The sequence below is a fragment of the Arcobacter sp. CECT 8985 genome (genome assembly GCF_004116495.1).
Lineage (GTDB): Bacteria > Campylobacterota > Campylobacteria > Campylobacterales > Arcobacteraceae > Malaciobacter.
Genome location: NZ_PDKC01000007.1, coordinates 1 through 24,476 on the forward strand (window position 1 = coordinate 1; position 24,476 = coordinate 24,476).

A 24,476-nucleotide genomic window follows, 5' to 3' on the forward strand; every position below is an offset into this window, starting at 1 on the left:
GTAATAATAATACCTATAAATATTCCCCAAGATAGTGATTCTAAAGTTGATGAGCTGATATAATTATATTGATTCTCTATTTTCCAAAAAGTTGAAATACTTGTGTAACTTTTATACATAATATAAATTGTGTATTTACTATTTTTTTCAACTTGTAAAGAAAATGTACTTTTTCTTGTTTGTAATTCTCTTTTTTTTATATCTCTATTTTCTCCCAATTCAATTTTTTTATATGCTTTTTCATCTTTAAATATATATACATCAATAATATCAATTATTGGTCTATTATTTTCAAAATATAGTTTCAAATCTTTTGATGAGAGGTTTTTAATTGATAGTTTTGTCCAGATAGTATTTTTTGATGCTTTATAGTTACTTTTGCTTATTTGTTTGAAAGATGTATTTTTTACCATATCATCAATTATTAATTTTGCAGATTTATCAATAAATGTTTTTTGATAACTAGTTGATATCAAATCTGAGTAATTAGTATTGTCATTTAATATTAATGTATTAGCAATGATATAGTTAAAAGATATAAAAAAAAGAAATATTGCTTTTTTTATCATGTTGTTATTTCCATCTCATAACCAATATTTCTATGAGTTTTTATTAAATCTTTGCCTATTTTTTTTCTTAATCTATATATGATATTTTTAATTGAAGTATCATTCCAAAAATCTTCATTATTTATAATAAGTGAAATTTCTTCTTTTGAAATTAATTCATTTTTTCTATTGATAAAATACTCTAAAATCTCAATTTCAACATTTGTTAGTAGTATATTTTCTTTTTGTATTGTTAGTTTTTTTGTTTTAAAATTATATTCAATATCATTATGAAGTTTAAAAGTTAACAAATTATTTTTTATTAGTTGTTCTTTACATAAAATCAATGTACTTAGTAGTTCTTCATAATTTGTTGGTTTTTCTAAATATTGTGTTAAGTTTAAAGGAATACATTTTAAGAGTTTGTCTTTATCTGTAAAATTACTCATAATAACAATTGGAGTTTTTTCACATATTTTTCTTACTTCTGTTATAAGTTCATATCCATTTAAATAAGGCATTATATAATCAGTTAAAATAATATTAGGTTTATATTTTTTAAATATTTCTAAAGCTTCTTTACCATTTGAAGAAAAATACGTTTTGGAAAAAAGTAAATTTAAAATTTTACTTGTATTCTCTTTTATTTTTTCATCATCTTCTACATATAGTATTGATATATTCTTAAATAATTTACTCAAAATATCCTATCCTAAAAAAAGTGTCGCAATAAAATACTACTCAATTTTTAATTATAATAAGATTTATTTTTTTATTATATTTTTATTTCAAAAAAATGTTATAAGACTTTTCTGCGACTTTCATTATATATAATTATATCATAACACTATAAGGATACATAAAATGCAAAGATTGATTGATTATAAATCAAGATTTAGAATCTTAAAGGGTGGAAAAATAAGTTTAGTTGTAAGTGCTTTACTTACTGCTTCAACATTTTTAAATGCTGCTCCATCTGGTGGAGTTGTCACTAGTGGTAGTGCAAATATTTCTGCAAATGGCACAACTACAAATATTACACAACATACAAATAAAGTGACTATAAATTGGAATAAGTTTAATATTGCATCAAATGAGACTGTAAATTTTAAACAACCAAGTTCTTCTTCTATTGCTTTAAATAGAGTTGTTGGAAATGAAAAATCTATAATCAATGGTGCTTTAAATGCAAATGGACAAGTTTGGCTTTTAAACTCAAATGGAATTTTATTTGGTAAAAGTGCAAAAATCAATACTGCTGGTTTCTTAGGAACTACAAGACAGTTAAGTGATAGTGATTTTAATGCAGGTAATTATAACTTTAAAGGTGACTCACAAGAATCAGTTATAAATCTTGGTGAAATTCAATCTGCTGATAATTCATATGTTGCATTACTTGCAAAAAATGTAGAAAATGATGGAACAATAAAAGTAGTAAAAGGTAAAGTTCATTTGGTCGGTGCAAATGATGTATCAATAAATTTAAATGGAAACTCACTTGTAAACTTAAAAGTAAACAAAGGTCTACTTGATAGTTTAGTTAAAAATAGTGGAGCTGTTTATGCAAAAGGTGGTGAGATTTATTTAACTACAAATGCTGTAAATGAACTATTAAAAGGTGTAGTAAATAATACAGGTATTTTAGAAGCTAACTCTTTTGAAGATTTTAAAGGGAAAGTCGCACTTTCTTCTATTGGTGGTGATATTGTGAACTCTGGTTCAATTAAAGTTTCTTCTTTGGACTCTAAAGCAGGGAAAATAACTTTACAAGCAGATAAAATTACATTAGAAAATAGCACTATTTTAGATGCAAGTGGTGCTACACAAGGTGGAGAAATTTATGTAGGTGGTGGTTTCCAAGGTAAAGATAATACTTTATATAATGCTTTAGATGTTCAAGTTGATAATGGTGCATTTATAGATGCAAGTGCTACATCAACAGGAGCTGCAGGTCAAATTGTATTTTGGTCAGATAAATTAATGAGATTTGCAGGTTTAATAAAAGCAACTGGAGGGAATATCTCTGGAGATGGAGGAGAAGTCGAAGTTTCAGGTAAAGAAAGACTTTGGTTTTTAGGAAAAACTGATTTGATTTCATCAAATGGGAAAAATGGTTCTTTACTTCTTGACCCTGGTACAATAACTATAGTTGATGGTTCTTCTGGTCAAACAGGTACTCCTTCAGATTGGTCAGATAATAATGTATATGGAAGTTATGTTATTCCTGAAACTGTATTAGAAAGCTTAACGGGTGATGTAGTCTTAACTGCAAATACCGATATAATAATTGAAGATTTAAGTGATAATGAGTTGACTTTATCTGCAAGTAATATGCGCTTTTATTCAAATGATGAAACAAGACCTACTTCAGCTGGTGGAATTTTAATGAAAGATATAAATGATACTATTTTCTTAAATCAAGGTTCTGGTCATGAACTTGTTTTTCAAGGAGGAAATATGTCATCTGCACCAGAAAGTGCATCTATATATCTTGGAAATATAAAAACTTCAGGTGCAAATGTGATTTTTAATACAAAAAGAAGTAGAGCTGCAACACCTATTAAAGTAAAAGGAACAGTTTTTACAAATGGAGGAAATATTACTGCTACTCCTGGAACTAGATTTGGAATAAATAATTCAGATGTAGTGGATATTTATTTTGATGGTTTAGTGAAAACATCTGGTGGAAACTTTACAAGTAATATGACAGGTGATGTTTATATGATTGGAGGTTTAGATGTAGGTAGTGGAAATGCAAATATTGATGGAAATAATGTAAATGTAAATATAATAAAAAGTTCTTCAACTTCAACTACAAATAATAAAACTAAAGAAATTGAAAAGATTATTACACCAATTTCTAACGAGCAAGCAATTATCAAAAATAGTATAAAAACAAACATCAAAAACAACATAACTATTCCAACAGAGTTTAAAAGAACAGGTGTTTTAGTTAGTTCAACTCCATCAAATGATACACCAACAAAATTAGTTTCATTAAGTTCTTTAAAACAATCAAAATCAACTGGTGATTCAACAACACCAGAAGTAAATGGCGATGTAGTTGTTCCATTAGGACAAAATTCAATTATAAATTTAGTAAATGGTGGTGTTAACTTACCATCAGGAGTAGAACAACAATTTTTTGTAGCAAGTCAAGATTCAAAAGGAAATAACTAATGAAAAAAATTATAGCATTATCAGCAATAACAACATCTTTACTATTTGCAGCAGCTCCAAATAGTAGTAGTATTCAAAATCAATTAGAAAAACCAAGAAATTTACCAAAAAAATCGACTCCATTAGTTGAATTAAAAGGTGCAAAAAAATATAAAGCACCAATGCAAAGTGAAAGTACAAAGAAAATATTTGTAAAAGAGTTTAAAATTACAGGTGCAATTCATATAAAAGAAAAGAAGTTAAAAGCTTTAATAAAAAGCTATGAAAACAAAGAGTTAACTTTTGCACAAATTCAAGAAGTAGCAAGTATTATTACTAAAGAGTATAGAAAAGAGGGATACTTTGTTGCAAGAGCTTATATTCCTGTACAAACTATACAAAATGATGTAATTGAAATTGCAATTATTGAAGGTAATTATGGAGAGTTTAAACTAAAAAATGACTCATTAGTTAAAGATAGTATTGTAAAAGGTATGCTTGATAATATCAAAGAAGCAAATATTATTAGTACAGACACTTTAGAAAGAGCAATGCTTATTATAAACGACACTCCAGGTGTAGTTGTAAGTAAAGCAGAAGTAATGCCAGGAAGTAAAGTAGGTACAAGTGATTTTCTTATTGAAACTACACCTTCAGCTAGATTTGATGGATATGTAGTTGCAGATAACTATGGAAGTAGATATACAGGAAAAAGTAGATTATCAACTCAAGTAAATATAAATTCTCCATTTAATATTGGTGATCAAATTAGCTTAGGTTCTTTAGTTTCAAACCATGGTAATTTAAAAAACTATAATTTAGCATACAATTTTCCTTTAGCTTCAAATGGTTTAAGAGGTGAGTTTGCATATTCACATACAAAATATAATTTAGTTGAAGAGTATGAAGAGTTAGATGCACATGGACAATCTAATATTTTTGATTTTAAAATTAAATATCCAATAATAAAATCAAGAGTTGAAAATCTAGATGTACAACTTAAATTCTCAAATAAAAACTTTGATGACCACGTAAATGGAAATCAAACAGCAAATAAAAATATAAAATCACTTACAGCATCACTTCTTTATTCAAAAGACTATGTTTTATTTGATAGACCAAGTTATGTAAATAGTGGATTTAACCTTACAACTGGTAGATTAAAAAATGATAATTCAAATCTTTATGATGGAAGATATAATAAAATTGATTTTTATGTAAATAATACAATTTCATTAGCAAATACATATAGTTTAACAACTGGTGTAACTGCACAAAAAGTTCTAGGTGGAAAAAATCTAGACGGAAGTGAAGATATGAGTTTAGGTGGAGCATATGCAGTTAAATTCTATCCAGATAGTGAACAAAGTGCAGAAAATGGATATATTTTTAATATTGAGTTATTTAAACAATTACAACCAATAAATTCTTATACTCATAGAGTAAGTTTTTTTTATGATATAGGAAATGTTTATATGGAAGATGCTTCAACTGATACAACTTTTGACAGAAGAACTTTACAAGATGCAGGTATTGGATACTATGCTAATTATAAAGACTTTTTTGCAAGAGTAAATTTAGCTTATAATATAAATCATGAAGTAACAGCTGAACCAAACTATAATAGTAAAATCTTAGTTCAAGCAGGTTGGGTATTTTAATACCTAATCTGTAAAAAAACAAATAAAAATTCTTAGATAGTTATAAAACTGACACTCTTTATTGTTATGATTTAACAAGAATAAATTAGGGGAGTGGGGAATATTATGAAAAGGCAATTAGATATCTATTTATTAGATGAATTACAATTAATTAAACTTGCAAAGAGAACAAAAGATATTTTGCTATTAAAAAAGTTAAGTAAAAGCGTTTATCCAAATGTTCGCAAGTGTGTTGCAAAGAATATTAGTACTACAAAACATATAGTTAATAGTTTAGTTTTTGACAAAACATTAAATGTTTCATATTGGGCATTAAAAAATAAAAAATGTGAAATAAAAAATAGTTCAATATCTTCAACTCACCCTTGTGTAATATGTGAAGTTGATGAGGAGGAATACTCTAAAGTTTGTGGAAGTTGTCAAAAAATAAAAGTTTATAATAACTAGTATGAAGTTAAATTTTCATACTAGTTACTTGCTGCATATACTTTAAGTTCTCTAACTTTATCCATATCTTCTTCATCTACAACATTTTCTGCAAATAACTTGATATTTAAAAGGTGTGTTAGTTCAACTAAAGCTTCAACAAAACTTTGTTTTGAATTGTCATTTCTTATATTTTTTGTATACTCACGTGCAAGTCTAATATAATCTAAATCCAAATCTTTTATGTCATCAAGCGCAATAAATTTTGATTCAAATCTTTTTACTATAATTTTTGCATCTAACCCATGAACAACATCTACAAAATTTTTAAATTTTGTTATGTTTTTAGTAATTGCATATGCAGTTAATGAAAATACAATTTGAGGTGCAATATCTTTATATTTAGTAAGAGTATTTTTTAACCACTCAATAAATTCTATATCATCAATTGAATCAAAAGATAAGTTAATAGAGATATTGTGTTTTATCTCTTTTTCTTTTATATCATCAATAATTTTAGAAATAACTGCTTTATCAAAATCAACTATTTTTTCATATTTTTCTGCAATTGATACAAATGTACCAATAGGAATAGAATTACCTTCTAAATCAAAAGCTTTAGTAAAAGCTTCTTGCATTACTACAATTCCTCTATTTGTCCCATTTAAAACTTTTGCATCTCCAATATATTCAACTTCGAATTTTTTATCTCCAATTATATTAAATACCAAATCTCTCCATGAATCCATGTCTCTTGCTAAATCATCATTATCTCTAATATAAGCTTCATTTGGTCCAATTAGTTTTGCTTTTTCGTATGCTTCATTTGCTGCTTGTAGCATCTCTTGAGTTGTTCCTATTGGGTTAAATGGAGTTGCACCAATATGTGCAATATCTTCTCTTCCAAACTCTTTTGCTAAATCTTCAAAATTTTGTTTTATAGTTTTAGTTAAATTTTTTGCTTCTTCATAATTTATTCCATCAGTTATAATTGCAAATTCTGAACCATAAAATCTATAAGCACTTAGATTTAATTTTTTACTTTTTTTACCAGATTCTAATATCTTTGCAAATTTTTTGATAAATGAATTTACTTCATTTGTAGTATGAGTTTTTGCAAATTCACTTAAATTATCAATTTTAATAGAGAAAATAAATCCTCTTGATTTTGAAATAAACATCTTTTTCATATCTGTTTCAAAAGTCTGTTTTATATTTAATCCAGTTAGTTCATCTTTAGATAATTTTTGTGTTAATTTTTCAAGATTTTTATTTAATTTACTAATTACTGATTCTATTTTTGTTGACATTTCATTCATAGATATAGCAACGTTTCTCATTTCAGTTGTGTATGGAAGTTTATCTATTGTTTTAAAATTACCTATTGCAATACTTTGTGCAAGTTTCTCAATATTTTTAAGTGGTTTAAGTAAATATTGTACAAAAATAAATAGAAGAATCATAGAAATAATAAATGCAATTAATGAGTATATAATTCCATTTTTGGCTTGTTCATAAAGTTTTGCATATGCATCACCAGCATTTGCACTTACATAAATTATTGCTGTAGTTTTCCATCCATCACTTATTTCACTTTTCATCTCTTTTAAATGTATTGGAATTGCATTAATAAACCATTGTGGAATATAATCAAATCTTTCAGGTCTTGTAACTTTTACAATTGTTTTATTAAGTTTAATATTTGCAAATGTATTTACTGTTTTTTTATTTTTTGTAGCAGTAAAAGATATTTTTATATTTTTACTATTTACTTTTTCATTAGGAGTAAATTTATAATTTGATGGTTCTTTTGATTCTTGAATAGATGAGTTATTAGATTCAAGTGCATCAAGTTGTTGCATAAGTTCTAAGTCATCATTTTTACTTTCAATGTCACCAAATTTACTATCAACTTTTACATTAGATAATTTCCATGTATTATTTAAAGATTTATCTTGTGAATTTTTTATTAACTCTTTCTTACTAATAGTAAATACAGCATTTTCAAGTCGAATCTCTTTATAAAAACCTCTATTTGCAATGGCATTTATTATTGATTGAATTTCAGCATCATTTTTATTTTTCATTAGCCCTTTTAGGCTCATACCAAGAGATGTTGCAGTATCTTGCGCTTTTGTGCTAGCTTCTGTTTCTAAATACTCTTTAGTATTTTGTACACTGATTACAAAATTACCTGTAAAGATAATTAAAAAGATAAATGCAATTATGATATATAATTGTTTTGACAAAGACATACTTTTTCCTTTATATTCTACTCATTAAATTTTTCCACGATTTAAGGTTATTTTTTCCTACTCTTTGAGAACCTTTATTTTTAGCTCTCCATAATCCATTTGCATTGAAACTATAAACTGGTTTTAAATCAGGTCTTCTTGTGGCTAGTTTCAATCTTTTATTTACATTATCTAATACAATTGGAGTTGCATTTGGTTTGTGATAATATGTAAGAACCATATGTGCTTGTTCATATTTTGAGTTTCTAGTTTTTAATTTAACATATACAATTCTTAATTTTTTATCTTTAATACCCAATTGTCTTAATGTAAAATATTTTGCAATAGCATAATCTTCACAATCACCAGCACCAGATCCTAAAAATTCAAATGGACTTGCCCAATAATCAACTTTCCCCCAATGTGTAATATCTCTTTCATATTTAATTTTATTAAAAAAATCATTTACAAGTTTTAATTTATGTAAAATATCTTTATGTTTTGCCACTTCAATTAAATTATCCCATAGAAGAAGTCTTTTTTTAGCTTTTTCTCCATACTTTTTGGTAAATTCATTGATCTTTTTTTGAGAGAAGTTTATAGGGTTTTTTGCGATTGATATAGAGGTAAGTATAAAAAAAGATAGAACAACTGTGAAAATTGCTTTTTTCATTACCTTACCTCTATTTAGAAATTATAACTAATATATAGTATAAGAGAAATTATTTTAATAAGTTCTTAACGCCTTGCTCATCTATAGTATTGCTATCATATTTTACCACAATAATATTTTCTGATTCATTAATATACCACTCATCGATATGAGCAACATCATGAAGTTTGTGAGCATTGTCTCTTTTAAATTCATCCAAACTTAAATATGTAGTTTTTCTTTTTGCTGGATTTGGCATAGTTGCTATTAATATTATCCAAATTACACAAATTACAGCAATTATAATAACTAAAGTTGATAAAGATACATCTTCATAGAATATACCACCAATTAAACCACCAAAGAAAGTACCAAGATAACCACATGCATTAAAAATACCTAACATTAAGCCTCTTTGGTGAACTTTTGCGAATTTTGAAGCAAGTGATTGCATAATTGGTTCATGCATATTAAACCCTGCAAAGAAAATCATTACTCCAATTACAAAAACTAAAGAACTAGAAGTTGTTCCAATGATTAGATATGAAACAGCAAAAAATGCAATACCAATCATAAGTATTTCTTTGAATTTACCTTTTTTTTCTGCCATCACTGCAGCTGGTCCCATAGAAAGTACACCTAATACCATAGCTGGAAGATAAACTTTCCATAACTCTTTCATCGTCCAGTCAAAATGATGAATTAAAATGATTGGAATTAACATAAAAGCAAATGTCATTAATCCTTTTTGTAAAAAATTTGTTACATTCATTTTTAATAAATTTTTGTTTGCTAATATTTCATTTAAATTTGCTTTTTTATTGTATGTATGTGTAATTTTTGGAGCTTCTGGCACAGCTTTTATTACTATGATAATTGAACTTAATGCTAAAAGCATAGTAATATAAAAAAGTGTACTTACTCCACCTGCATAAGCACTAATTGTAGGACCTGCTAACATAGAAACTGCAAAACTTATTGCAATAGAACCACCCATTAAAGCCATTGCTTTTGGTCTTTGTTCTTCTTTTACTACATCACTAATCATTGCAGTGATAACTGCACCAATTGCACCTGCACCTTGTAAAAAACGCCCAAACATTAACATGTAAATATCATTTGAAATTGCACAAAAATAAGAACCAATTGCAAATAATAAAAGTCCTGTAATTATTGTTCCTTTTCTTCCAAGTTTATCACTCATTACACCAAATGGAACTTGAAATAGCATTTGTGTAAGTGCATAACCACCTACAACAATACCAACTACTTCGTTTGTTGCTCCTTTTAGATTTAATGCATAAGCTGATAAAACAGGTAGTACAAGGAATAAACCTAAAAATCTTAATGCTATAATTGAACTAAGAGGTAATACTGATTTAATCATAATAAATTATCCTAATATTTTTTAATTTTTTAATAAGCTAAGATTATATTATTATAAAGTTAATAAGATGTTAAAAGCTAGAGTTAGACAAATTACTTTAAGCTTACATATAAAAGCATAAATTTTTTATAAATTTATTATAATGTCAAAACAAAAAATAAAAGGAATCTAATGAAAATTGTTTTAGCAACTGGAAATAAAGGAAAAATACAAGAGTTTAAAAATTTACTTCCTTCTCATGAAATTATAGCTTTTAAAGATTTACTTGGCGAAGTTGAAGTAGTTGAAGATAAAGATTCTTTTAAAGGCAATGCCATAAAAAAAGCAAAAGAGATTTATAAATTATTAAATGATGAAAATGCTATTGTACTTTCAGACGATAGTGGAATTACAGTTCCTGTAATAAATAATGAACCAGGAATTTACTCTGCAAGATACGCTGGAATCAATGCTACAGATGAGCAAAATAATACTAAATTAATATCAAAATTAAATGAAAGAAATCTAACTGAAACACCAGCTTATTATACAGCTTGTATAGCAATTGTATATAAAAATGAAGTAAGCTCTGTACATGGTTGGATGCATGGTAAAGCTATAAATAAAACTTTAGGTGAGGGTGGTTTTGGATATGATCCTATGTTTATTCCAAATGGTTATGATAAAACACTTGGTCAATTACCTTCTGAAGTAAAAAAGTCTTTTTCTCATAGAACAAAAGCTTTAAATCTTGCATTAAAAGTTTTAGAAGTTATTTTATAAGAGTTCTTGTAACTCTTATATTATAATCTTTTGCACTAACACTCATAAATATTTTAAGTTTAGTATCTTTTTTTACTTTAGCTTCTATATTAAATTTTTTATTTTCAATTATTATTTCATCATTATTTTTTAAGTTTTTTAAATGCTTAATATACTCTTGTAAAAAATCAAGATGATTATTGGCTTGGATATATAGATATTGATTTACTAAATTAACATTTGTAATTGCTCTTGCTTGAAATATTTTTACTGATACTAAAGCTAATATTGTAATTACTAAAATAGTAAAAAGTAGACTAAAAGCCTTTTTCATTTAAAAACCCAATTTACATCATAACTATTTTTATATCTAAAACTAATATTTGTAAATGAATTGTTTTTAGAAATTTTAAAGTTATCAATATTTTCTAAAAAAAGTGAATTTTTTATTAGTAAGTTATGATTTTTATAATGTAAATTATTTAAATAATCTTTAGTTTTTTGAAGTATTATTTTAGAACTGAGTAAATCAACTTTATATATTGCTTTTGATTCATCTTTTTTTGATAAGGTATAAATGTCTTTTATTGAGATAAATGAGTTAATAATGACAAGAGAACTAATTATAAGTACAATAAGAAGTTCAAAAGTAATAAATGCTTTTTTCTTATTTATTAAGTTCATATTTATATATCTTTATTCCATTTTCATTGTAAGTTATTTTTTTTACACTAATTTTATCTTCTTTGCCATTTTTTAATATTTTAATTATTTGATTTTTAGTTGAGAAATCTGAGTAATTTTTACTTGTAAATTTATTTTCTAAAGAGTTTAAAATCATAAACTCTTTAGTTGAACTATCGTGAAAAGTTATTGAATATATCAAAGTAATCACAATAGATAAAATTGTTAAACTAACAATTGTTTCAAAAATAGTAAAAGCTTTTTTATTTTTACTATTTATTTCCAAGTTCATCTGCTTTATTATATGCTGCTTGAATGGCTTTTATCATACTATTTCTAACATTTCCCTCTTCTAGTGCAGCAACACCAGCAGCAGTTGTTCCTCCTGGACTCATCACAGAATCTTTTAATATTGCAGGATGTGTTTTTGCTAATAGTGCAGATGTTCCTAAAAATAATCCATGAACTAATTCTGTAGAAATATGTCTTTCAAGTCCAGCTTTTACAGCACCATCAGTAATTGCTTCAGCTACTAAAGCTAAATAAGCTGGCCCACTTCCTGCTATTGCAGTTGCTATATCTAATTGTTTTTCTGTATTTACCCATACAGTTTTTCCAATAGCATTAAATATTTCCATTGCACTTATTTTCGCTTCATTATCTCCTGTAATTGTTGTCATAGACATTGAAACAGAAGCTGCTACGTTTGGCATTGTTCTTACATAATATTTTGATGATATTTGTTTTTTTAATGATTCTAGCTTTGTACCTGCAAGAATAGAATATAAAGTATTTGCTTTTCCTGTAAGTCTAGCTGCAACACTTTGTAATGCATAAGGTTTTACACAAAAAATTACGTTTTTATTACTAATATCTTCTTGATCATCAAGTTCTTTAATTGTAATTTCTGGAATTTTTTCTTTTACTTGTTTTAATTTGCTAATATCTCTACCAATCATTTCAACTTCATAGTTGTTAACTAGTCCCTTTGCAAGAGACTGAGCCATGATCCCATTACCTATTAATGTTAGTTTCATTAGACACCCTTTTTTTATTTTCCTTAGTATATCAAATAAAAATTTTTATTTCATATAAGCAATGATTAGATAAAATACTATTTTTACGAAAAAGGATACTAAACATGATTAGAAACTTGAATTTAAAAAATCTGTTGTTGGTTTGTACAACAGGCTTTATTTTAGCTTCTTGCTCTTCAAAAAGTGATCAACTTGAAGAGTATGATAGACCGGCACTTTATTGGTATAATAAAATGACAAAACAGATTGCAGATTATGATTTGGAAGCAGCAGATGATACATTTACATCTTTGGAAAGTGAACATAGAAATTCACCATTATTGCCAACATCACTGATTATTTTGGCAAACGCACATATGGATGAAGAGGAGTATGCACTTGCTAACTTCTATTTAGATGAATACATAAAAAAATATACTTTAAGTAAAGAAATTGATTATGTACGATATCTTAAAATAAAAGCAAATTATAAAGGTTTCTCTTATCAATTAAGGGACCAACAATTAATTGATGATACAATTAAAGAAGTAAAAGTTTTTAAACAAAACTATCCTAATTCAAAGTATATACCATTAGTAGAAACAATGGAATCAAGATTATATATGGCAAAAGCAAACTTAAATAATGAGATTGCAGATTTATATAAAAGAATTGATAAGCCAAAAGCTGCAAAAATATATTCACAAAAAGCAAAAGAAGCTTGGAGTGATACAGATGATATAGCAAAGGTAGATGTACCGTTTTATAGATCTGTTTTTGAATAATAAATAATACAAATATAATGGGAGGAGTAATATTTAATGGAATTAGAAAATTATGATTCGTTTCCTCAAGAATTACCATTAATTATTGAAGAAGATATTTTTTTATACCCTTTTATGATTGCACCTTTATTTCTTGATGATAAAGAGAATATTGATGCAGTAGAAGATGCAATAAATAATAATAAATTAGTAATAGTAAGTGTAAGTAAACAAGGTTTTGATAAAACAAGAAAAGAAAATAGTTTTTATGATGTTGGTGTAATTGGAAACATCATGAGAAAAGTGTCTTTACCAGATGGTAAAACTAAAGTACTTTTTCAAGGTTTAGCTAAAGGTAAAATAACTAATTTTGATGAAGAAAATAGTACTTTTGCAACTATTGATTTGCTTGAACCAAATGAATATTCAAAAGAATCAGTAGATTCTATAATTGAAGTTTTAAGAGAACAAGTAAAAAAATTATCAAGAGTAAACTCTAAGTTTCCAGTTGATTTAATAAAAACAATAGAAGAAAATGATGATGCAGTAAGAATTGCAGATTTAATCTCTTCTGTTTTAAAAATCAAAAAAGAAGAGGCATATAAGCTTTTTGCTGAAGTTGATGTAGAAAAAAGACTATTAGCAATTATTGAAACAATTAAAAAAGAGATTGAAGCTTTAAAAATTCAAAAAGAGATTACTCAAAAAGTAAATTCTAAAATTGAAAAGACTCATAAAGATTATTTCTTAAAAGAACAAATAAAAGCTATTCAAAAAGAGCTTGGTGGAGATAATCAAAAAGACAATGAGATAAAAGCTTACAAAAAAAAGCTAAAAAAAATCAAAAACTTTATGCCAAAAGATGGATATAAAGAGACAAAAAGACAAATTGAAAAATTAAGTAGAATGCATCAAGATTCACCAGATGCTTCCCTTTTACAAACATATATTGAACAAGTACTAGAAATTCCATTTGGAGAGTATGCAGATGAAAAAATATCAGTTTGTAATGTAGAAGAACAATTAAATAAAGATCATTACTCTTTATGCAAAGCAAAAGAGAGAATTTCTGAATATTTTGCTGTAAAAGAGCTACTTGAATCAAGAAAAATTGAAAGTACAAAATCAAAAGGTACAGTTTTATGTTTTGTAGGACCTCCAGGTGTTGGTAAAACTTCACTTGCAAACTCAATTTCACAAGCTTTACATAGACCACTTGTAAGAGTTGCTCTTGGTGGGATGGAAGATGTAAATGAGTTAAGAGGTCATAGAAGAACATATGTTGGAGCGATGCCAGGTAGACTTGTAAAAGGTTTGGTTGATGCTAAAAAAATGAATCCAGTAATTGTACTAGATGAAATTGATAAAGTAGGTGCAAATCATAGAGGTGACCCAACTGCAGTTATGTTAGAGGTTTTAGACCCTGAACAAAATAATGAATTTAGAGATCTTTATTTAAATTTTGCAATTGATTTATCTCAAGTTATTTTTGTAGCAACAGCAAATGATGCCAGAAGAATACCACCTGCATTAAGAGATAGAATGGAATTTATTGAGATTAGTTCTTATACTCCAAATGAAAAATATCACATTGCTAAAGATTATCTAATTCCTCAAGAGTTAGAAAAACATGGGCTTAAAAAAAGTGAAATTTCTATGAGTAAACCAACAATAGAGAAAATTATTGCTGAGTATACAAGAGAAGCAGGAGTTAGAAATCTAAGAAGAATTTTTGCAAAACTTTTCAGAAAAGCAGTTAAGAAAATAATATCTGAGAAAGATACTAAAAAAGTAACTATAAATACACAAAATTTAAAAAACTATTTAGAAAATCCAATTTTCGAAATAGACCCAGCAGAAAAGAAAAGTCAAATTGGTGTTACAAATGGGCTTGCTTGGACAGCAGTAGGGGGAGATGTATTAAAAACTGAAGCTGTTAAATTAAGAGGAAAAGGAATTTTATCTGTTACTGGTAATATGGGTGATGTGATGAAAGAATCATCAAGAATATCATTCTCAGTAGTTAAACTTCTAATTGATGAAAAGAAATTAAAAGTAAATGAAGATATAATTCCAAAAACTCAAAAAGAGAAAGAAGAAAATTCAATTATTGAGCCAAGTGAAGTATATAAAAGATTTGATATTCACTTACATATACCAGAAGGTGCAACACCAAAAGATGGACCAAGTGCAGGTATAACAATGGCAACAACAATTGCTTCTATATTGACAAATAGAGCTGTAAAATCAGATATTGCTATGACTGGTGAATTGACATTGACAGGGAAAGTACTTCCTATTGGTGGATTAAAAGAGAAATTAATTGCAGCTTATAAAGCAAAAATGAAAAAAGCATTAATTCCTAGAAAAAATTACCAAAGGGATTTGGATGAAATTCCTGCTGAGGTAAAAAAATCAATGGAAATAAAAGCTGTTGATACAATTGAGGATGTGTTAAAAGAAACACTAATTTAACATATGATAAGAGAAAGACAAGGTCAGATAATAAATAACTTTTTTACATTTGCTACTATAGTTATTGTATCTATTGTCTTGACTCTTTACTCAAGGTATCTAAATGATGATAACGAAAAAAAAGCTACACAATTTATAAAACCCACTTGTTTTACAAAAGATTCTAAGTTAAGAGTAGATAATAAAAAATATATTTCTAAACTTTATAAAGCTTTACATAAAGGTTATTATAAAATAAATACTTCTTATGTACAACCTATAAAAACGAAATCATATATTGAAAATTATATTTCATCAAATGATTTTGATAGTTATTTTATTGATGCTATTGAATCTGCACCTTTTAAAAATCCTAAAAAATATGTAACAATAAAAAATGAATTAATTGAGTATGAAAAACCAAATAAAAACTTTGCAGGAGTAAATACTTCTTTTAGAATAAATGGCAAAGAGGTTTTTGGCGTATTTACCAATTTTGTTTATTTTGATACAATAAAATTGAAAAAACTTGTGAAATGTACAATAAGGACTCTAAAAACAAATGAGAAATAGTAATATAACTTTTACAAACATAGTAATAGCAATAACAGTATTTATGTATATAGTTCAAATTAACTTAAGTGCTGGTGGTTTAGTTCTTGGACTAAATATGTATATGATTTATGAAGATTTTTGGTGGCAACCACTTTCAACTATGTTTGCACATGGTGGAATAGGGCATTTAGGTATGAATATGTTTGTTTTATACCAATTTGGAAATGCTGTTGAAAGATACAAAGGTAAAACTACATTTTTCATTACATATTTTATATTTGGATTATTAACATCTCTTTTAAGCTTTTTATATATACTTTATTTTAATAATCAAGTAAATTTAGTAGGAGCATCAGGTGCAATTTGTGCACTTTTAGGATATGTTGCCTTAGTTGATTCTTATCAAAGAAAAGGAATAATAACTTGGATTTTATTAATCTCTGTTGCACCACTTTTATTAGGTTTACCAATTGCTTGGTATTCACACTTAATAGGTCTTGTTGTAGGATTTTTGGGTGGAATGATATTACGTAAAGTTAAGTTATAAAATAAGTTACTATACTCATAACAACTAAAACTATAGCTATTCCAATAAAAATATCTTTTAGTTTTACTGTTGGGTTTAGTATCCCACAATAAGGGCATTGTCTCTTTTTTGCCTCAACTTCTCTATGGCAATTTCTACATTTTTCTATAGTTAATCCTTTTTATTTTTAATAATATCACAAAATGAAATATTTTTGGCTTATATCTTTTTATTTTGGTAAAATTATATTATGTTTTTACATATGGATTTAGATTGTTTTTTTGTATCTGCTCATAGAATTTTAGATAAAAGTTTAGAAAATATCCCTGTTGCAGTAGGAGGTAGAAGCAACTTGAGTATTTTTGATAATAAAAAGCATACAAGAGCTATAAGTAGCAGTTCAGGTGCTTTTGTAAGTTCTATACTAACGCAGGAAGACAGGAGTTTTAAAGAGTATTTTAAAGATGAAAATGGCCGAATTAGAGGAATTATTACAACTTCTTCATATGAAGCTAGAGCATTTGGTGTAAAAACTGCAATGAGTGTAAATGAAGCTTTGAAACTTTGCCCACATTTACTTATGATACCACCAAATTACCCTTTATATCATCAATTGTCTCAAGAACTAAAAAAACTTTTATTAAATGAAATACCAATGATTGAACAATATAGTATAGATGAATTCTTTGGTGATGTTACTGGATATATTGATGAAAATGAAGTTTTTGATTTTGCAAATAATTTAAAACAAAAAATTCAAAAAGAGTTAGGATTGCCAATTTCAATAGGTATAGCCCACTCAAAATATCTTTCAAAGTTGATAACTGAATATGCAAAACCAGATGGAATAAAACATATAAAAAAAGAGCATATTCCAAATTTTATAAGAGATATTCCAATTGAAGAATTTCCAGGAATTGGGAAAAATTATACAAATAGATTAAAAGGCTATGGTATTAAAACTCTTGGAGATATAAAATCTAGAAAAGAGTTATTTTATTCATGGAAAAAACCTGGAATTCAACTTTATAATAGAGTATGTGGAATTAATGATAGAAAACTAAATACAACAAGAGATAAAAAATCAATAGGAATTGGAAGAACCTTTGATGTTATATATGATAGAGTAGAGTTACAAAGAAGAGTTGTTATACTTTGTAGGTATTTATGTTTTTTAGTAAAAAAAGCAAAAGTAAATCCTTTAACTTATGCAATAAAAATAAGATATGAGTCAAATACAAAATCAAAAGATTATATAAATGTAAATAGGCTTTTTAATGAAAATGATTTTAAAGTAAGTATGAAAAAATTATTTAATAAAAGTGATAAACATCCAACTCATGGAGTTGTTCAGTTAAATATTACTGTATCAAATTTTGCTGATAATACAAAATATACATATAACCTATTTGAGTATGAAAATGATTTGAAAAAACAAGAACTTACAAATAAAGTACAAGATTTAAGAACAAAATTTGGAATAGATATTATTAAAAGTGCATCAGAACTTTAATAAAAAATTTTTCTTATGATATGTTATAATAAAATAAAAAGATTATATAATGGGCATAAAAGATAAAATAAAACAAAATTCATCAAAAATATATAAAATAGCAAAAAGTAGTGCTTCGAAAGCATTTGATTATCCAAGTTTAAAAAGTAAAGCATTAAAAGAAGCAATATCAAAAAAGATAAGAAAAAGAGCAATACTTAGTACAAAAGCAAGACTTGCAGAAAGAAATAAAAGTTTTGAAGATTATACTGATGAGGAGTTAGAAATTATTATAACTGATGAAGAAAGAAAAATAAAAGATGATTTAAAGACAAAATCTTTAGTTGCAGCACTTGCAATTTTGGGATTAGATTTTTTTATATAGGTAGCTTAGATGTTTAAACAAGTAAAATCTGCAGTTTTTTGGTATTATTTATATAAATTTAGAAGAAGAGTGATTTTTATATGTTTTCTTCTTTTGGTTGCAATATTTGCAAACTCAATTTACACAGATGTAGTACAATATTTACAATTGAAAAATAAACTTGAATATTTAGAGTATGTTTTGATAATTAAGTGGGTAATAATTATATCATCTGTTCTGGTTTCTATATATTTAATATTAACTATATTTAAAAATAAAAACTGTGAAGAAGATAGTAATAAAAAAGATAAAGTTAATAAACAAAAAATAAATAATCAAAAAGTGACAAAAGAAAAAATTACTAATAAACTATCAAAAAGAGAAGAAGAGTTTTTAAATAAGGGAAATCTTAAAAGTAAAGCTGATAGATTACTAGACAGATAAATTATATAAAACTTATTAAAAATAACTAATTAAATCTTAAAGAATTAGATTTTGTTTTAGTTGTATAATTCTACTTCAATTAATATTTTATATTAGGAGTGAATTTGAATAATGAGATAGAAATATCCAAAAATACTATGATTGTATCAGAAACTGATACAAAAGGAATTATAACTTATGCTAATAATGACTTTTGTGAAATTGCAGGTTTTACAAAAGATGAGCTTATTGGTCAACCTCACAATATCTTAAGACATCAAGATATGCCTAAATCTGCTTTTAAAGACTTATGGGAAAAAGTAAAAAACAATCAAACTTGGAATGGCATCGTAAAAAACAGATGTAAAAATGGTGATTATTATTGGGTAAATGCTTTAGTTTACAGTGTAGAAAAAATGGGAAGAAAAAGATATATATCTGTAAGAGTAAAGCCTACAAAAGAAGAGATAACTAACTCAATAAAACTATATAAAAAACTGAAAGTAAAAGAGATATAATTTATGCTAGGGAAGAGTAAAGATATAGAAAAGATAGAAGGTTTTTTAGATAATTTTGAAAAATATTTAGAAAATGATATTAACAGTTTAGATGAATTATCTAATATTAAAAGTGCAAAATTAAAAAAAATAGAAGAGAAAATCTTAAATATTTCAAATAAATTAAGAAAGAAAAAGAACGAAGATTTAAAAGTATATGGTGAAATAATGCTTACATGTGAAAAATTATCAGATGGAATTACAAATGACTTTATTGTCTTTGAATCATCAGATCCTAAAATATCTTATTTAATAAAAACAATAAATAATATGGGAAAAAAGTTAGATATATCTATAAATGAAGTTATTCAAAGATTACAAGAATATAAAGATAAAAACTATTTAAATAAACTAGATATAGAATTATTTCGTGCTGGAAAATTAAGAGAATTACTAGAAGGTATTAATTCATTAAGAGATAGTATAACTCAAAATCTTCAAAAAAGTGTACGAGAATCTATGATTTTAGAATATGAATCAGAAAACTTACGAAATGAAGCAGAACTTTTAGCTAACTCATCAATGAAACAAGCAGCTACAATAGAAGAAGCATCAGCTTCAATTGAAGAGATTACAGTGAACATAACTGAAAATAGAAAAGATACAGATGAAATGACCAAAATTTTTAATATGTTAGAGAAGAATTCAAATAATTCTAAATCATATTCAGTCAATACCTTAACTTCAATGGAAGATATTCAAGATGCAGTAAAAAAAGCAAATGAGTCTATAAGCGCAATATCAGATATTGCATTTCAAACAAATATACTATCGTTAAATGCAGCAGTAGAAGCAGCAACAGCAGGTGAAGCTGGCAAAGGCTTCGCAGTTGTTGCACAAGAAGTTAGAAATCTTGCAAATAGAAGTGCTTCAACAGCAAAAAATATTCAAAGCCTTATGGATATTTTAAAAGAAAAAACAGAAGAAGGAACAAATACAACTCATCTAATGAATAAAGAGTATGAAAATTTGAGTAAAAATATAGATTCGGCATCAAATCTAATAATAAAAATAAACAATGCAACCCATGAACAAGAAGAAGCTCTTATTCAAATAAATAATGCAGTATCCCAAATAGATACACTAACTCAACAAAATGCACAAGTTGCAAATGAAGTTAAATTAATAGCAACTCAAAGTAATAATATCGCAACAAAAGCATCAAATACTGCAAAAAGTGCAGAGTTTGAAGGAAAAAATAAAATTAAAATAAGAAAAAGAGAGAACCAAAATAATTACCAAGGTCAAGATAGAAGAAAAAATTAGGTCTCTTTTAAAGAATAATATATTTTAATATTGATATAATTCCACTTTTAAAATATATTATTCTAGCGACCGTGGTGAAATTGGTAGACACGCTATCTTGAGGGGGTAGTGCCTTAGGGTGTACGAGTTCAAATCTCGTCGGTCGCACCAAACTAGAATAAGACTTTCATTTTAATATACTAGCAGTACAAAAAGATCTAATCACTTACATACTATTTATAATAAATACAATTTTGGATTCAAATGAAGAAGAGTCTTGTAATGTTTCAGGTTTGATTATAGATAAATTTATTGATGTTGTTAAAAGACATATTAATTTATATTAACTAAAAAGTTATTGATTTTTTAGTTTTTTTATAATTTATACAAAGCATTTATTTTTCGTTTAATTTAAATAGATACAATTCTACGGTGATAAAATCATAATTACTCACAGAATTAATTGCTTATCATATAATATTAATAATAATTATCAAATTTAGGAAATAGATGTATAAAATTATAGAGTACTTTTTAAAAAATTCAAGATTAAACCATACTTTATTGGTTTTTATTCTTGTGATGGGAATTTTTTCTTATTATAAGATTCCAAAAGAGATGTTTCCTTCAGTTGCATTAGATAGTGTTATTGTGACAGGAGGATATACAGGTGCAAGTGCAGAGAGTTTGGATAACTTTGCTGTAACGGAGATTGAAAATGGAATAGATACATTATCAGGAGTTGATAAAGTAACATCCACTATAACAAATGGTAGCTTTTCTATAAATGTAGAACTTCAAGATGGTGTAGATAAAAATGAAATGTTAAATGATGTCAAAGATGCAGTAAGTAGAGCAAGAAAGTATCTTCCAAGTGATATGACAGAACCTTCTGTTTCAACTATTAATTTTCAAATGTCACTTTTAAATTTATCGCTTTCTTCTTCAAAATATTCAAAAAAGCAACTTTTAAAATTAAGTGATGATATAAAAACAAAAATATTACAAATACCAAATATTAGTGAAGTTAATATTTTTGGAGATAGTGATTTACAAATTGATTTTTATTTAGACCATAAGAAGATAAATATGTATGGGTTAGAGCCATCTTCTGTGATTAGTTCAATTAGAAATCTTTCATATATATATCCAGTAGGTCAAATTGAGCAGACAGGAAATCATATCTATTTAACTGCAGATAATAATAAATTTGATAAGAAAAAATGGTTAAACACTGTAATAAGAATAGGTGATAAAAGAGTTTACTTAAAAGATATAGCAACTATATCTATTGATTATCCTACTGATGAAACTATTTCAAGATTAAATGCTAAGGAGACTATTTCTTTAAGAGTTTATAAAGATAATGAAGGTGATTCTATTGCAATTTCAAAACTTGTAAAAAAGAAACTAAAAGAGTTTGAAAATACTCATAAAGATTTATCTATAAATATTTCAAGGGATAGCTCAAAACCTGTACATGATAGAATCAAAACAATTATTGCAAATATTACTTTAGGACTTATATTGGTTGGACTTACAATGCATTTATTAATTAGTCCAAGACTTTCACTTGTTATTATTATGGGAATACCTTTTTCTTTTGTATTAGGTCTTTTAGTTATAGAACAAGCTGGATACAGTTTAAATATGATATCTCTAATGGCAATGTTAATTTCTCTTGGTATCGTCGTCGATGATGCAATTGTAGTAAGCGAAAATATACAAAGGCACTTAGATGAAGGTGATGAGATAAATGAAGCTGTTTTAAAAGGTGCAAAAGAGATGATTGCACCAGTTGTAATTGCAGCATTTACGACTATTTTTGCATTTTTACCAATGCTATTAATTAGTGGTGAATTAGGAATGTTATTAAAACTAATACCAATTGTTTTATCTGTATTAATATTTTCTTCATTAATAGAGTCTTTTATCTTTTTGCCTTTACATGCAAAGCATGTATTAAAAAGAAAAGAGAAGATGCTAGATTGGACAAAAGCATATAATATTTATGAAGTGATTTTACATAAAGTAATACATTATAAAAAAACATTTTTAATTTTATTTTTTATAACTATTCCTATTCTTACATTTTTATTAGTAAAAGCAAGTAGATTTCAAATGATGCCAGATATGGATACAAATAATTTAACATTTTCTGTAAAATTAGATGATTCTAAATCTTTAGAGCAAACAAATGAAATATCAAAAAAATATGAAAATATACTTTTAAAACATAAAAAAGATCTATTTATTAAGAATGTTGATACAACAGTAGGTAGTTATTCAAATATTGCAAGTGGTAGAGAACAAATAGAAAATGGATTTTCTATTGCTATAGAATTAGAAGATTTAAAAGAAGATAATTTTTTACAAAAGTATATAAACCCAATATTAAGTCTTAGTTTTGATTTTGAGCAAAAAGATAAAATAAGAACTATTAGTACAAATGTCGCTATGAAAGAAATCAGAGATTTAATTACTCCTTTGACAAAAGAGGATAAGGCAGTTGATTTTAATATGGTAAAAAGAAGAATCGGGGTTGTAAATACAGATATAGAAATAAACTTAAATCATCAAGATAAAACTCTATTATTACATAGTATAAATAAATTAAAAAATGCACTAAAAAATATAAAAGGTGTAAGAGATATATCTGATAATACCCAATTAGGTGAGCAGCAGTATAAATTTACTATTAATAATTATGGATTAAACTTAGGACTTACAGATAGCGATGTTTCAATACAATTAGCCAATTATTTTATGGAAAAAGATCAATCAGATACATTTGATGCAGACGGTGTAATTGATATAGTAACCCAATCAAAATATAAAGATAGTTTAGATGATTTAAAACACTTCCTTATAAATATAGATGGAAAAAAAGTGGAACTTCAAGAAGTTGTTGATTTTAAAATTGAAAGAAGTTTTGAAAAAATTGAAAAAGAGAATGGTCAGATTCAAAAAACAGTTTATGCAAATGTAAATAAAGACGTTACAAGTGCAAATGAAGTTTTAGCAAAATTATCTAAAATAATAAAACAGATAAAAGACAAAGGTGTAAAAGTAACTTATGGTGGAGAAAAAGAAAAAAGTGCTCAAATGGCTAGAGATATGATTAAGTCATTTATGGTTGGATTGTTTTTGATTTTCTTAACTTTACTTATAAACTTTCCATCTTTTAAAAATGCTTTTATTATTCTTTCAGTAATACCATTTACTGTTGTAGGGGCAATAGTTGGACATTTTATCATGGGAATAAATATAAATTCCCAATCACTAATTGGTATGATGGGACTAGCAGGAGTTGTTATTAATGATGGGATTATTATGTTAGATTTTTTACATAATACAAAAGATAGAGATGAGTTTTTTAGAAGAGCAAAACAAAGAGTAAGACCTATATTAATCACATCAATTACGACAATTCTAGGACTTGCAACATTAATCTTTTTCCCAACAGGAGAAGCGGTTATGTTACAACCAATTGCAGTTTCTTTAGGTTTTGGTATAGCTTGGGGAACAATTTTAAATCTAATATATGTACCAGCACTTTATGCAACATTATTTAAAATAAGGGATTAA

23 protein-coding genes and 1 tRNA gene are annotated in these 24,476 nt (G+C 26.2%); 15 read left to right on the plus strand and 9 right to left on the minus strand.

Annotated features, from left to right (window positions below; all coding sequences use genetic code 11):
* The coding region (locus CRU93_RS04670) for a 7TM-DISM domain-containing protein (RefSeq protein WP_309109274.1) at positions 1 to 569 on the minus strand (569 nt) is incomplete at its 3' end.
* Positions 566 to 1,249 (minus strand): response regulator transcription factor, encoded by a 684-nt coding sequence (locus tag CRU93_RS04675; RefSeq protein ID WP_129103029.1) that lies wholly within the window; start codon positions 1,247 to 1,249, stop codon positions 566 to 568. The genes CRU93_RS04675 and CRU93_RS04670, both read right to left, overlap by 4 nt.
* A 163-nt stretch (positions 1,250 to 1,412) precedes the next feature.
* Between CRU93_RS04675 and CRU93_RS04680 the strand changes: the two genes are divergently transcribed.
* The 3 genes from CRU93_RS04680 (at position 1,413) to CRU93_RS04690 (ending at position 5,815) form a co-directional block, all read left to right on the plus strand.
* The gene (locus CRU93_RS04680; protein WP_129103030.1) at positions 1,413 to 3,728 is read left to right on the plus strand and encodes a filamentous hemagglutinin N-terminal domain-containing protein; all 2,316 of its coding nucleotides are present in this window, start codon (positions 1,413 to 1,415) and stop codon (positions 3,726 to 3,728) included.
* A complete protein-coding gene (locus CRU93_RS04685; protein ID WP_129103031.1) occupies positions 3,728 to 5,368 on the plus strand; it encodes a ShlB/FhaC/HecB family hemolysin secretion/activation protein in 1,641 nt (546 codons plus the stop codon). The genes CRU93_RS04680 and CRU93_RS04685 overlap by 1 nt, the downstream gene beginning before the upstream one ends.
* A 105-nt stretch (positions 5,369 to 5,473) precedes the next feature.
* Positions 5,474 to 5,815, plus strand: a complete 342-nt coding sequence (locus CRU93_RS04690; protein ID WP_129103032.1) for a hypothetical protein — start codon at positions 5,474 to 5,476, stop codon at positions 5,813 to 5,815.
* Between the two features lie 20 nt (positions 5,816 to 5,835).
* Here the strand turns inward: CRU93_RS04690 and CRU93_RS04695 are convergent, their stop codons facing one another.
* The 3 genes from CRU93_RS04695 to CRU93_RS04705 are packed head-to-tail and all read right to left on the minus strand — an operon-like array spanning position 5,836 to position 10,067.
* On the minus strand, positions 5,836 to 8,049 hold the full coding sequence (locus CRU93_RS04695) for an EAL domain-containing protein (protein ID WP_129103033.1): 2,214 nt from the start codon (positions 8,047 to 8,049) through the stop codon (positions 5,836 to 5,838).
* Between the two features lie 10 nt (positions 8,050 to 8,059).
* On the minus strand, positions 8,060 to 8,701 hold the full coding sequence (locus CRU93_RS04700) for a transglutaminase-like cysteine peptidase (RefSeq protein WP_129103034.1): 642 nt from the start codon (positions 8,699 to 8,701) through the stop codon (positions 8,060 to 8,062).
* Between the two features lie 49 nt (positions 8,702 to 8,750).
* Positions 8,751 to 10,067, minus strand: coding sequence for an MFS transporter (locus tag CRU93_RS04705; RefSeq protein WP_129103035.1), 1,317 nt, complete (start codon positions 10,065 to 10,067; stop codon positions 8,751 to 8,753).
* A 171-nt stretch (positions 10,068 to 10,238) separates the two neighbouring features.
* Here CRU93_RS04705 and CRU93_RS04710 point away from each other — a divergent pair, with 171 nt between their 5' ends.
* Positions 10,239 to 10,829, plus strand: a complete 591-nt coding sequence (locus tag CRU93_RS04710; protein WP_129103036.1) for a non-canonical purine NTP pyrophosphatase — start codon at positions 10,239 to 10,241, stop codon at positions 10,827 to 10,829.
* Here the strand turns inward: CRU93_RS04710 and CRU93_RS04715 are convergent.
* The 4 genes from CRU93_RS04715 to CRU93_RS04730 are packed head-to-tail and all read right to left on the minus strand — an operon-like array spanning position 10,819 to position 12,529.
* Positions 10,819 to 11,142 (minus strand): hypothetical protein, encoded by a 324-nt coding sequence (locus CRU93_RS04715; RefSeq protein ID WP_129103037.1) that lies wholly within the window; start codon positions 11,140 to 11,142, stop codon positions 10,819 to 10,821. The two genes, CRU93_RS04710 and CRU93_RS04715, sit on opposite strands and share 11 nt — an antisense overlap.
* Positions 11,139 to 11,492, minus strand: a complete 354-nt coding sequence (locus CRU93_RS04720) for a hypothetical protein (RefSeq protein ID WP_129103038.1) — start codon at positions 11,490 to 11,492, stop codon at positions 11,139 to 11,141. Before CRU93_RS04720 ends, CRU93_RS04715 begins: the two co-directional genes overlap by 4 nt.
* Positions 11,476 to 11,784, minus strand: a complete 309-nt coding sequence (locus tag CRU93_RS04725) for a prepilin-type N-terminal cleavage/methylation domain-containing protein (protein WP_129103039.1) — start codon at positions 11,782 to 11,784, stop codon at positions 11,476 to 11,478. Before CRU93_RS04725 ends, CRU93_RS04720 begins: the two co-directional genes overlap by 17 nt.
* Positions 11,765 to 12,529, minus strand: coding sequence for a pyrroline-5-carboxylate reductase (locus tag CRU93_RS04730; protein WP_129103040.1), 765 nt, complete (start codon positions 12,527 to 12,529; stop codon positions 11,765 to 11,767). The genes CRU93_RS04725 and CRU93_RS04730 overlap by 20 nt, the downstream gene beginning before the upstream one ends.
* A 104-nt stretch (positions 12,530 to 12,633) precedes the next feature.
* Here CRU93_RS04730 and CRU93_RS04735 point away from each other — a divergent pair, with 104 nt between their 5' ends.
* The 11 genes from CRU93_RS04735 to CRU93_RS04785 all read left to right on the plus strand — a co-directional run bounded on the left by CRU93_RS04735 (position 12,634) and on the right by CRU93_RS04785 (position 24,476).
* Positions 12,634 to 13,293 (plus strand): outer membrane protein assembly factor BamD, encoded by a 660-nt coding sequence (locus CRU93_RS04735; protein WP_129103041.1) that lies wholly within the window; start codon positions 12,634 to 12,636, stop codon positions 13,291 to 13,293.
* Positions 13,294 to 13,329: 36 nt separating this feature from the next.
* The gene (gene lon / locus CRU93_RS04740; protein WP_129103042.1) at positions 13,330 to 15,747 is read left to right on the plus strand and encodes an endopeptidase La; all 2,418 of its coding nucleotides are present in this window, start codon (positions 13,330 to 13,332) and stop codon (positions 15,745 to 15,747) included.
* A 3-nt stretch (positions 15,748 to 15,750) separates the two neighbouring features.
* The gene (locus tag CRU93_RS04745; protein ID WP_129103043.1) at positions 15,751 to 16,299 is read left to right on the plus strand and encodes a hypothetical protein; all 549 of its coding nucleotides are present in this window, start codon (positions 15,751 to 15,753) and stop codon (positions 16,297 to 16,299) included.
* On the plus strand, positions 16,289 to 16,828 hold the full coding sequence (locus CRU93_RS04750; protein WP_129103044.1) for a rhomboid family intramembrane serine protease: 540 nt from the start codon (positions 16,289 to 16,291) through the stop codon (positions 16,826 to 16,828). Before CRU93_RS04745 ends, CRU93_RS04750 begins: the two co-directional genes overlap by 11 nt.
* A gap of 229 nt (positions 16,829 to 17,057) precedes the next feature.
* Positions 17,058 to 18,320 carry a DNA polymerase IV gene (locus CRU93_RS04755; protein ID WP_129103045.1) on the plus strand — a complete coding sequence of 421 codons (1,263 nt, stop codon included), beginning with the start codon at positions 17,058 to 17,060 and terminating at the stop codon, positions 18,318 to 18,320.
* A 49-nt stretch (positions 18,321 to 18,369) separates the two neighbouring features.
* Complete coding sequence (locus CRU93_RS04760) at positions 18,370 to 18,684, plus strand: hypothetical protein (protein WP_129103046.1); 315 nt, start codon at positions 18,370 to 18,372, stop codon at positions 18,682 to 18,684.
* Between the two features lie 9 nt (positions 18,685 to 18,693).
* A complete protein-coding gene (locus CRU93_RS04765) occupies positions 18,694 to 19,107 on the plus strand; it encodes a hypothetical protein (RefSeq protein WP_129103047.1) in 414 nt (137 codons plus the stop codon).
* Positions 19,108 to 19,211: 104 nt separating this feature from the next.
* A complete protein-coding gene (locus CRU93_RS04770; RefSeq protein ID WP_129103048.1) occupies positions 19,212 to 19,604 on the plus strand; it encodes a PAS domain-containing protein in 393 nt (130 codons plus the stop codon).
* Positions 19,605 to 19,607: 3 nt separating this feature from the next.
* On the plus strand, positions 19,608 to 20,909 hold the full coding sequence (locus CRU93_RS04775) for a methyl-accepting chemotaxis protein (protein WP_129103049.1): 1,302 nt from the start codon (positions 19,608 to 19,610) through the stop codon (positions 20,907 to 20,909).
* A 65-nt stretch (positions 20,910 to 20,974) separates the two neighbouring features.
* Positions 20,975 to 21,059, plus strand: a tRNA-Leu gene (locus CRU93_RS04780).
* 339 nt (positions 21,060 to 21,398) lie between these two features.
* Positions 21,399 to 24,476: an efflux RND transporter permease subunit gene (locus CRU93_RS04785; protein ID WP_129103050.1), complete on the plus strand. Its 3,078-nt coding sequence runs from the start codon at positions 21,399 to 21,401 to the stop codon at positions 24,474 to 24,476.

Excerpts from the sequence above, each read along its gene's own strand:
- CRU93_RS04680 (WP_129103030.1), top strand. The coding sequence starts at position 1,413 with ATGCAAAGATTGATTGATTATAAATCAAGATTTAGAATCTTAAAGGGT.
- CRU93_RS04685 (WP_129103031.1), top strand. The coding sequence starts at position 3,728 with ATGAAAAAAATTATAGCATTATCAGCAATAACAACATCTTTACTATTT.
- CRU93_RS04690 (WP_129103032.1), top strand. The coding sequence starts at position 5,474 with ATGAAAAGGCAATTAGATATCTATTTATTAGATGAATTACAATTAATT.
- CRU93_RS04695 (WP_129103033.1), bottom strand. The coding sequence starts at position 8,049 with ATGTCTTTGTCAAAACAATTATATATCATAATTGCATTTATCTTTTTA.
- CRU93_RS04700 (WP_129103034.1), bottom strand. The coding sequence starts at position 8,701 with ATGAAAAAAGCAATTTTCACAGTTGTTCTATCTTTTTTTATACTTACC.
- CRU93_RS04705 (WP_129103035.1), bottom strand. The coding sequence starts at position 10,067 with ATGATTAAATCAGTATTACCTCTTAGTTCAATTATAGCATTAAGATTT.
- CRU93_RS04710 (WP_129103036.1), top strand. The coding sequence starts at position 10,239 with ATGAAAATTGTTTTAGCAACTGGAAATAAAGGAAAAATACAAGAGTTT.
- CRU93_RS04715 (WP_129103037.1), bottom strand. The coding sequence starts at position 11,142 with ATGAAAAAGGCTTTTAGTCTACTTTTTACTATTTTAGTAATTACAATA.
- CRU93_RS04720 (WP_129103038.1), bottom strand. The coding sequence starts at position 11,492 with ATGAACTTAATAAATAAGAAAAAAGCATTTATTACTTTTGAACTTCTT.
- CRU93_RS04725 (WP_129103039.1), bottom strand. The coding sequence starts at position 11,784 with ATGAACTTGGAAATAAATAGTAAAAATAAAAAAGCTTTTACTATTTTT.
- CRU93_RS04730 (WP_129103040.1), bottom strand. The coding sequence starts at position 12,529 with ATGAAACTAACATTAATAGGTAATGGGATCATGGCTCAGTCTCTTGCA.
- CRU93_RS04735 (WP_129103041.1), top strand. The coding sequence starts at position 12,634 with ATGATTAGAAACTTGAATTTAAAAAATCTGTTGTTGGTTTGTACAACA.
- lon (WP_129103042.1), top strand. The coding sequence starts at position 13,330 with ATGGAATTAGAAAATTATGATTCGTTTCCTCAAGAATTACCATTAATT.
- CRU93_RS04745 (WP_129103043.1), top strand. The coding sequence starts at position 15,751 with ATGATAAGAGAAAGACAAGGTCAGATAATAAATAACTTTTTTACATTT.
- CRU93_RS04750 (WP_129103044.1), top strand. The coding sequence starts at position 16,289 with ATGAGAAATAGTAATATAACTTTTACAAACATAGTAATAGCAATAACA.
- CRU93_RS04755 (WP_129103045.1), top strand. The coding sequence starts at position 17,058 with ATGTTTTTACATATGGATTTAGATTGTTTTTTTGTATCTGCTCATAGA.
- CRU93_RS04760 (WP_129103046.1), top strand. The coding sequence starts at position 18,370 with ATGGGCATAAAAGATAAAATAAAACAAAATTCATCAAAAATATATAAA.
- CRU93_RS04765 (WP_129103047.1), top strand. The coding sequence starts at position 18,694 with ATGTTTAAACAAGTAAAATCTGCAGTTTTTTGGTATTATTTATATAAA.
- CRU93_RS04775 (WP_129103049.1), top strand. The coding sequence starts at position 19,608 with ATGCTAGGGAAGAGTAAAGATATAGAAAAGATAGAAGGTTTTTTAGAT.
- CRU93_RS04785 (WP_129103050.1), top strand. The coding sequence starts at position 21,399 with ATGTATAAAATTATAGAGTACTTTTTAAAAAATTCAAGATTAAACCAT.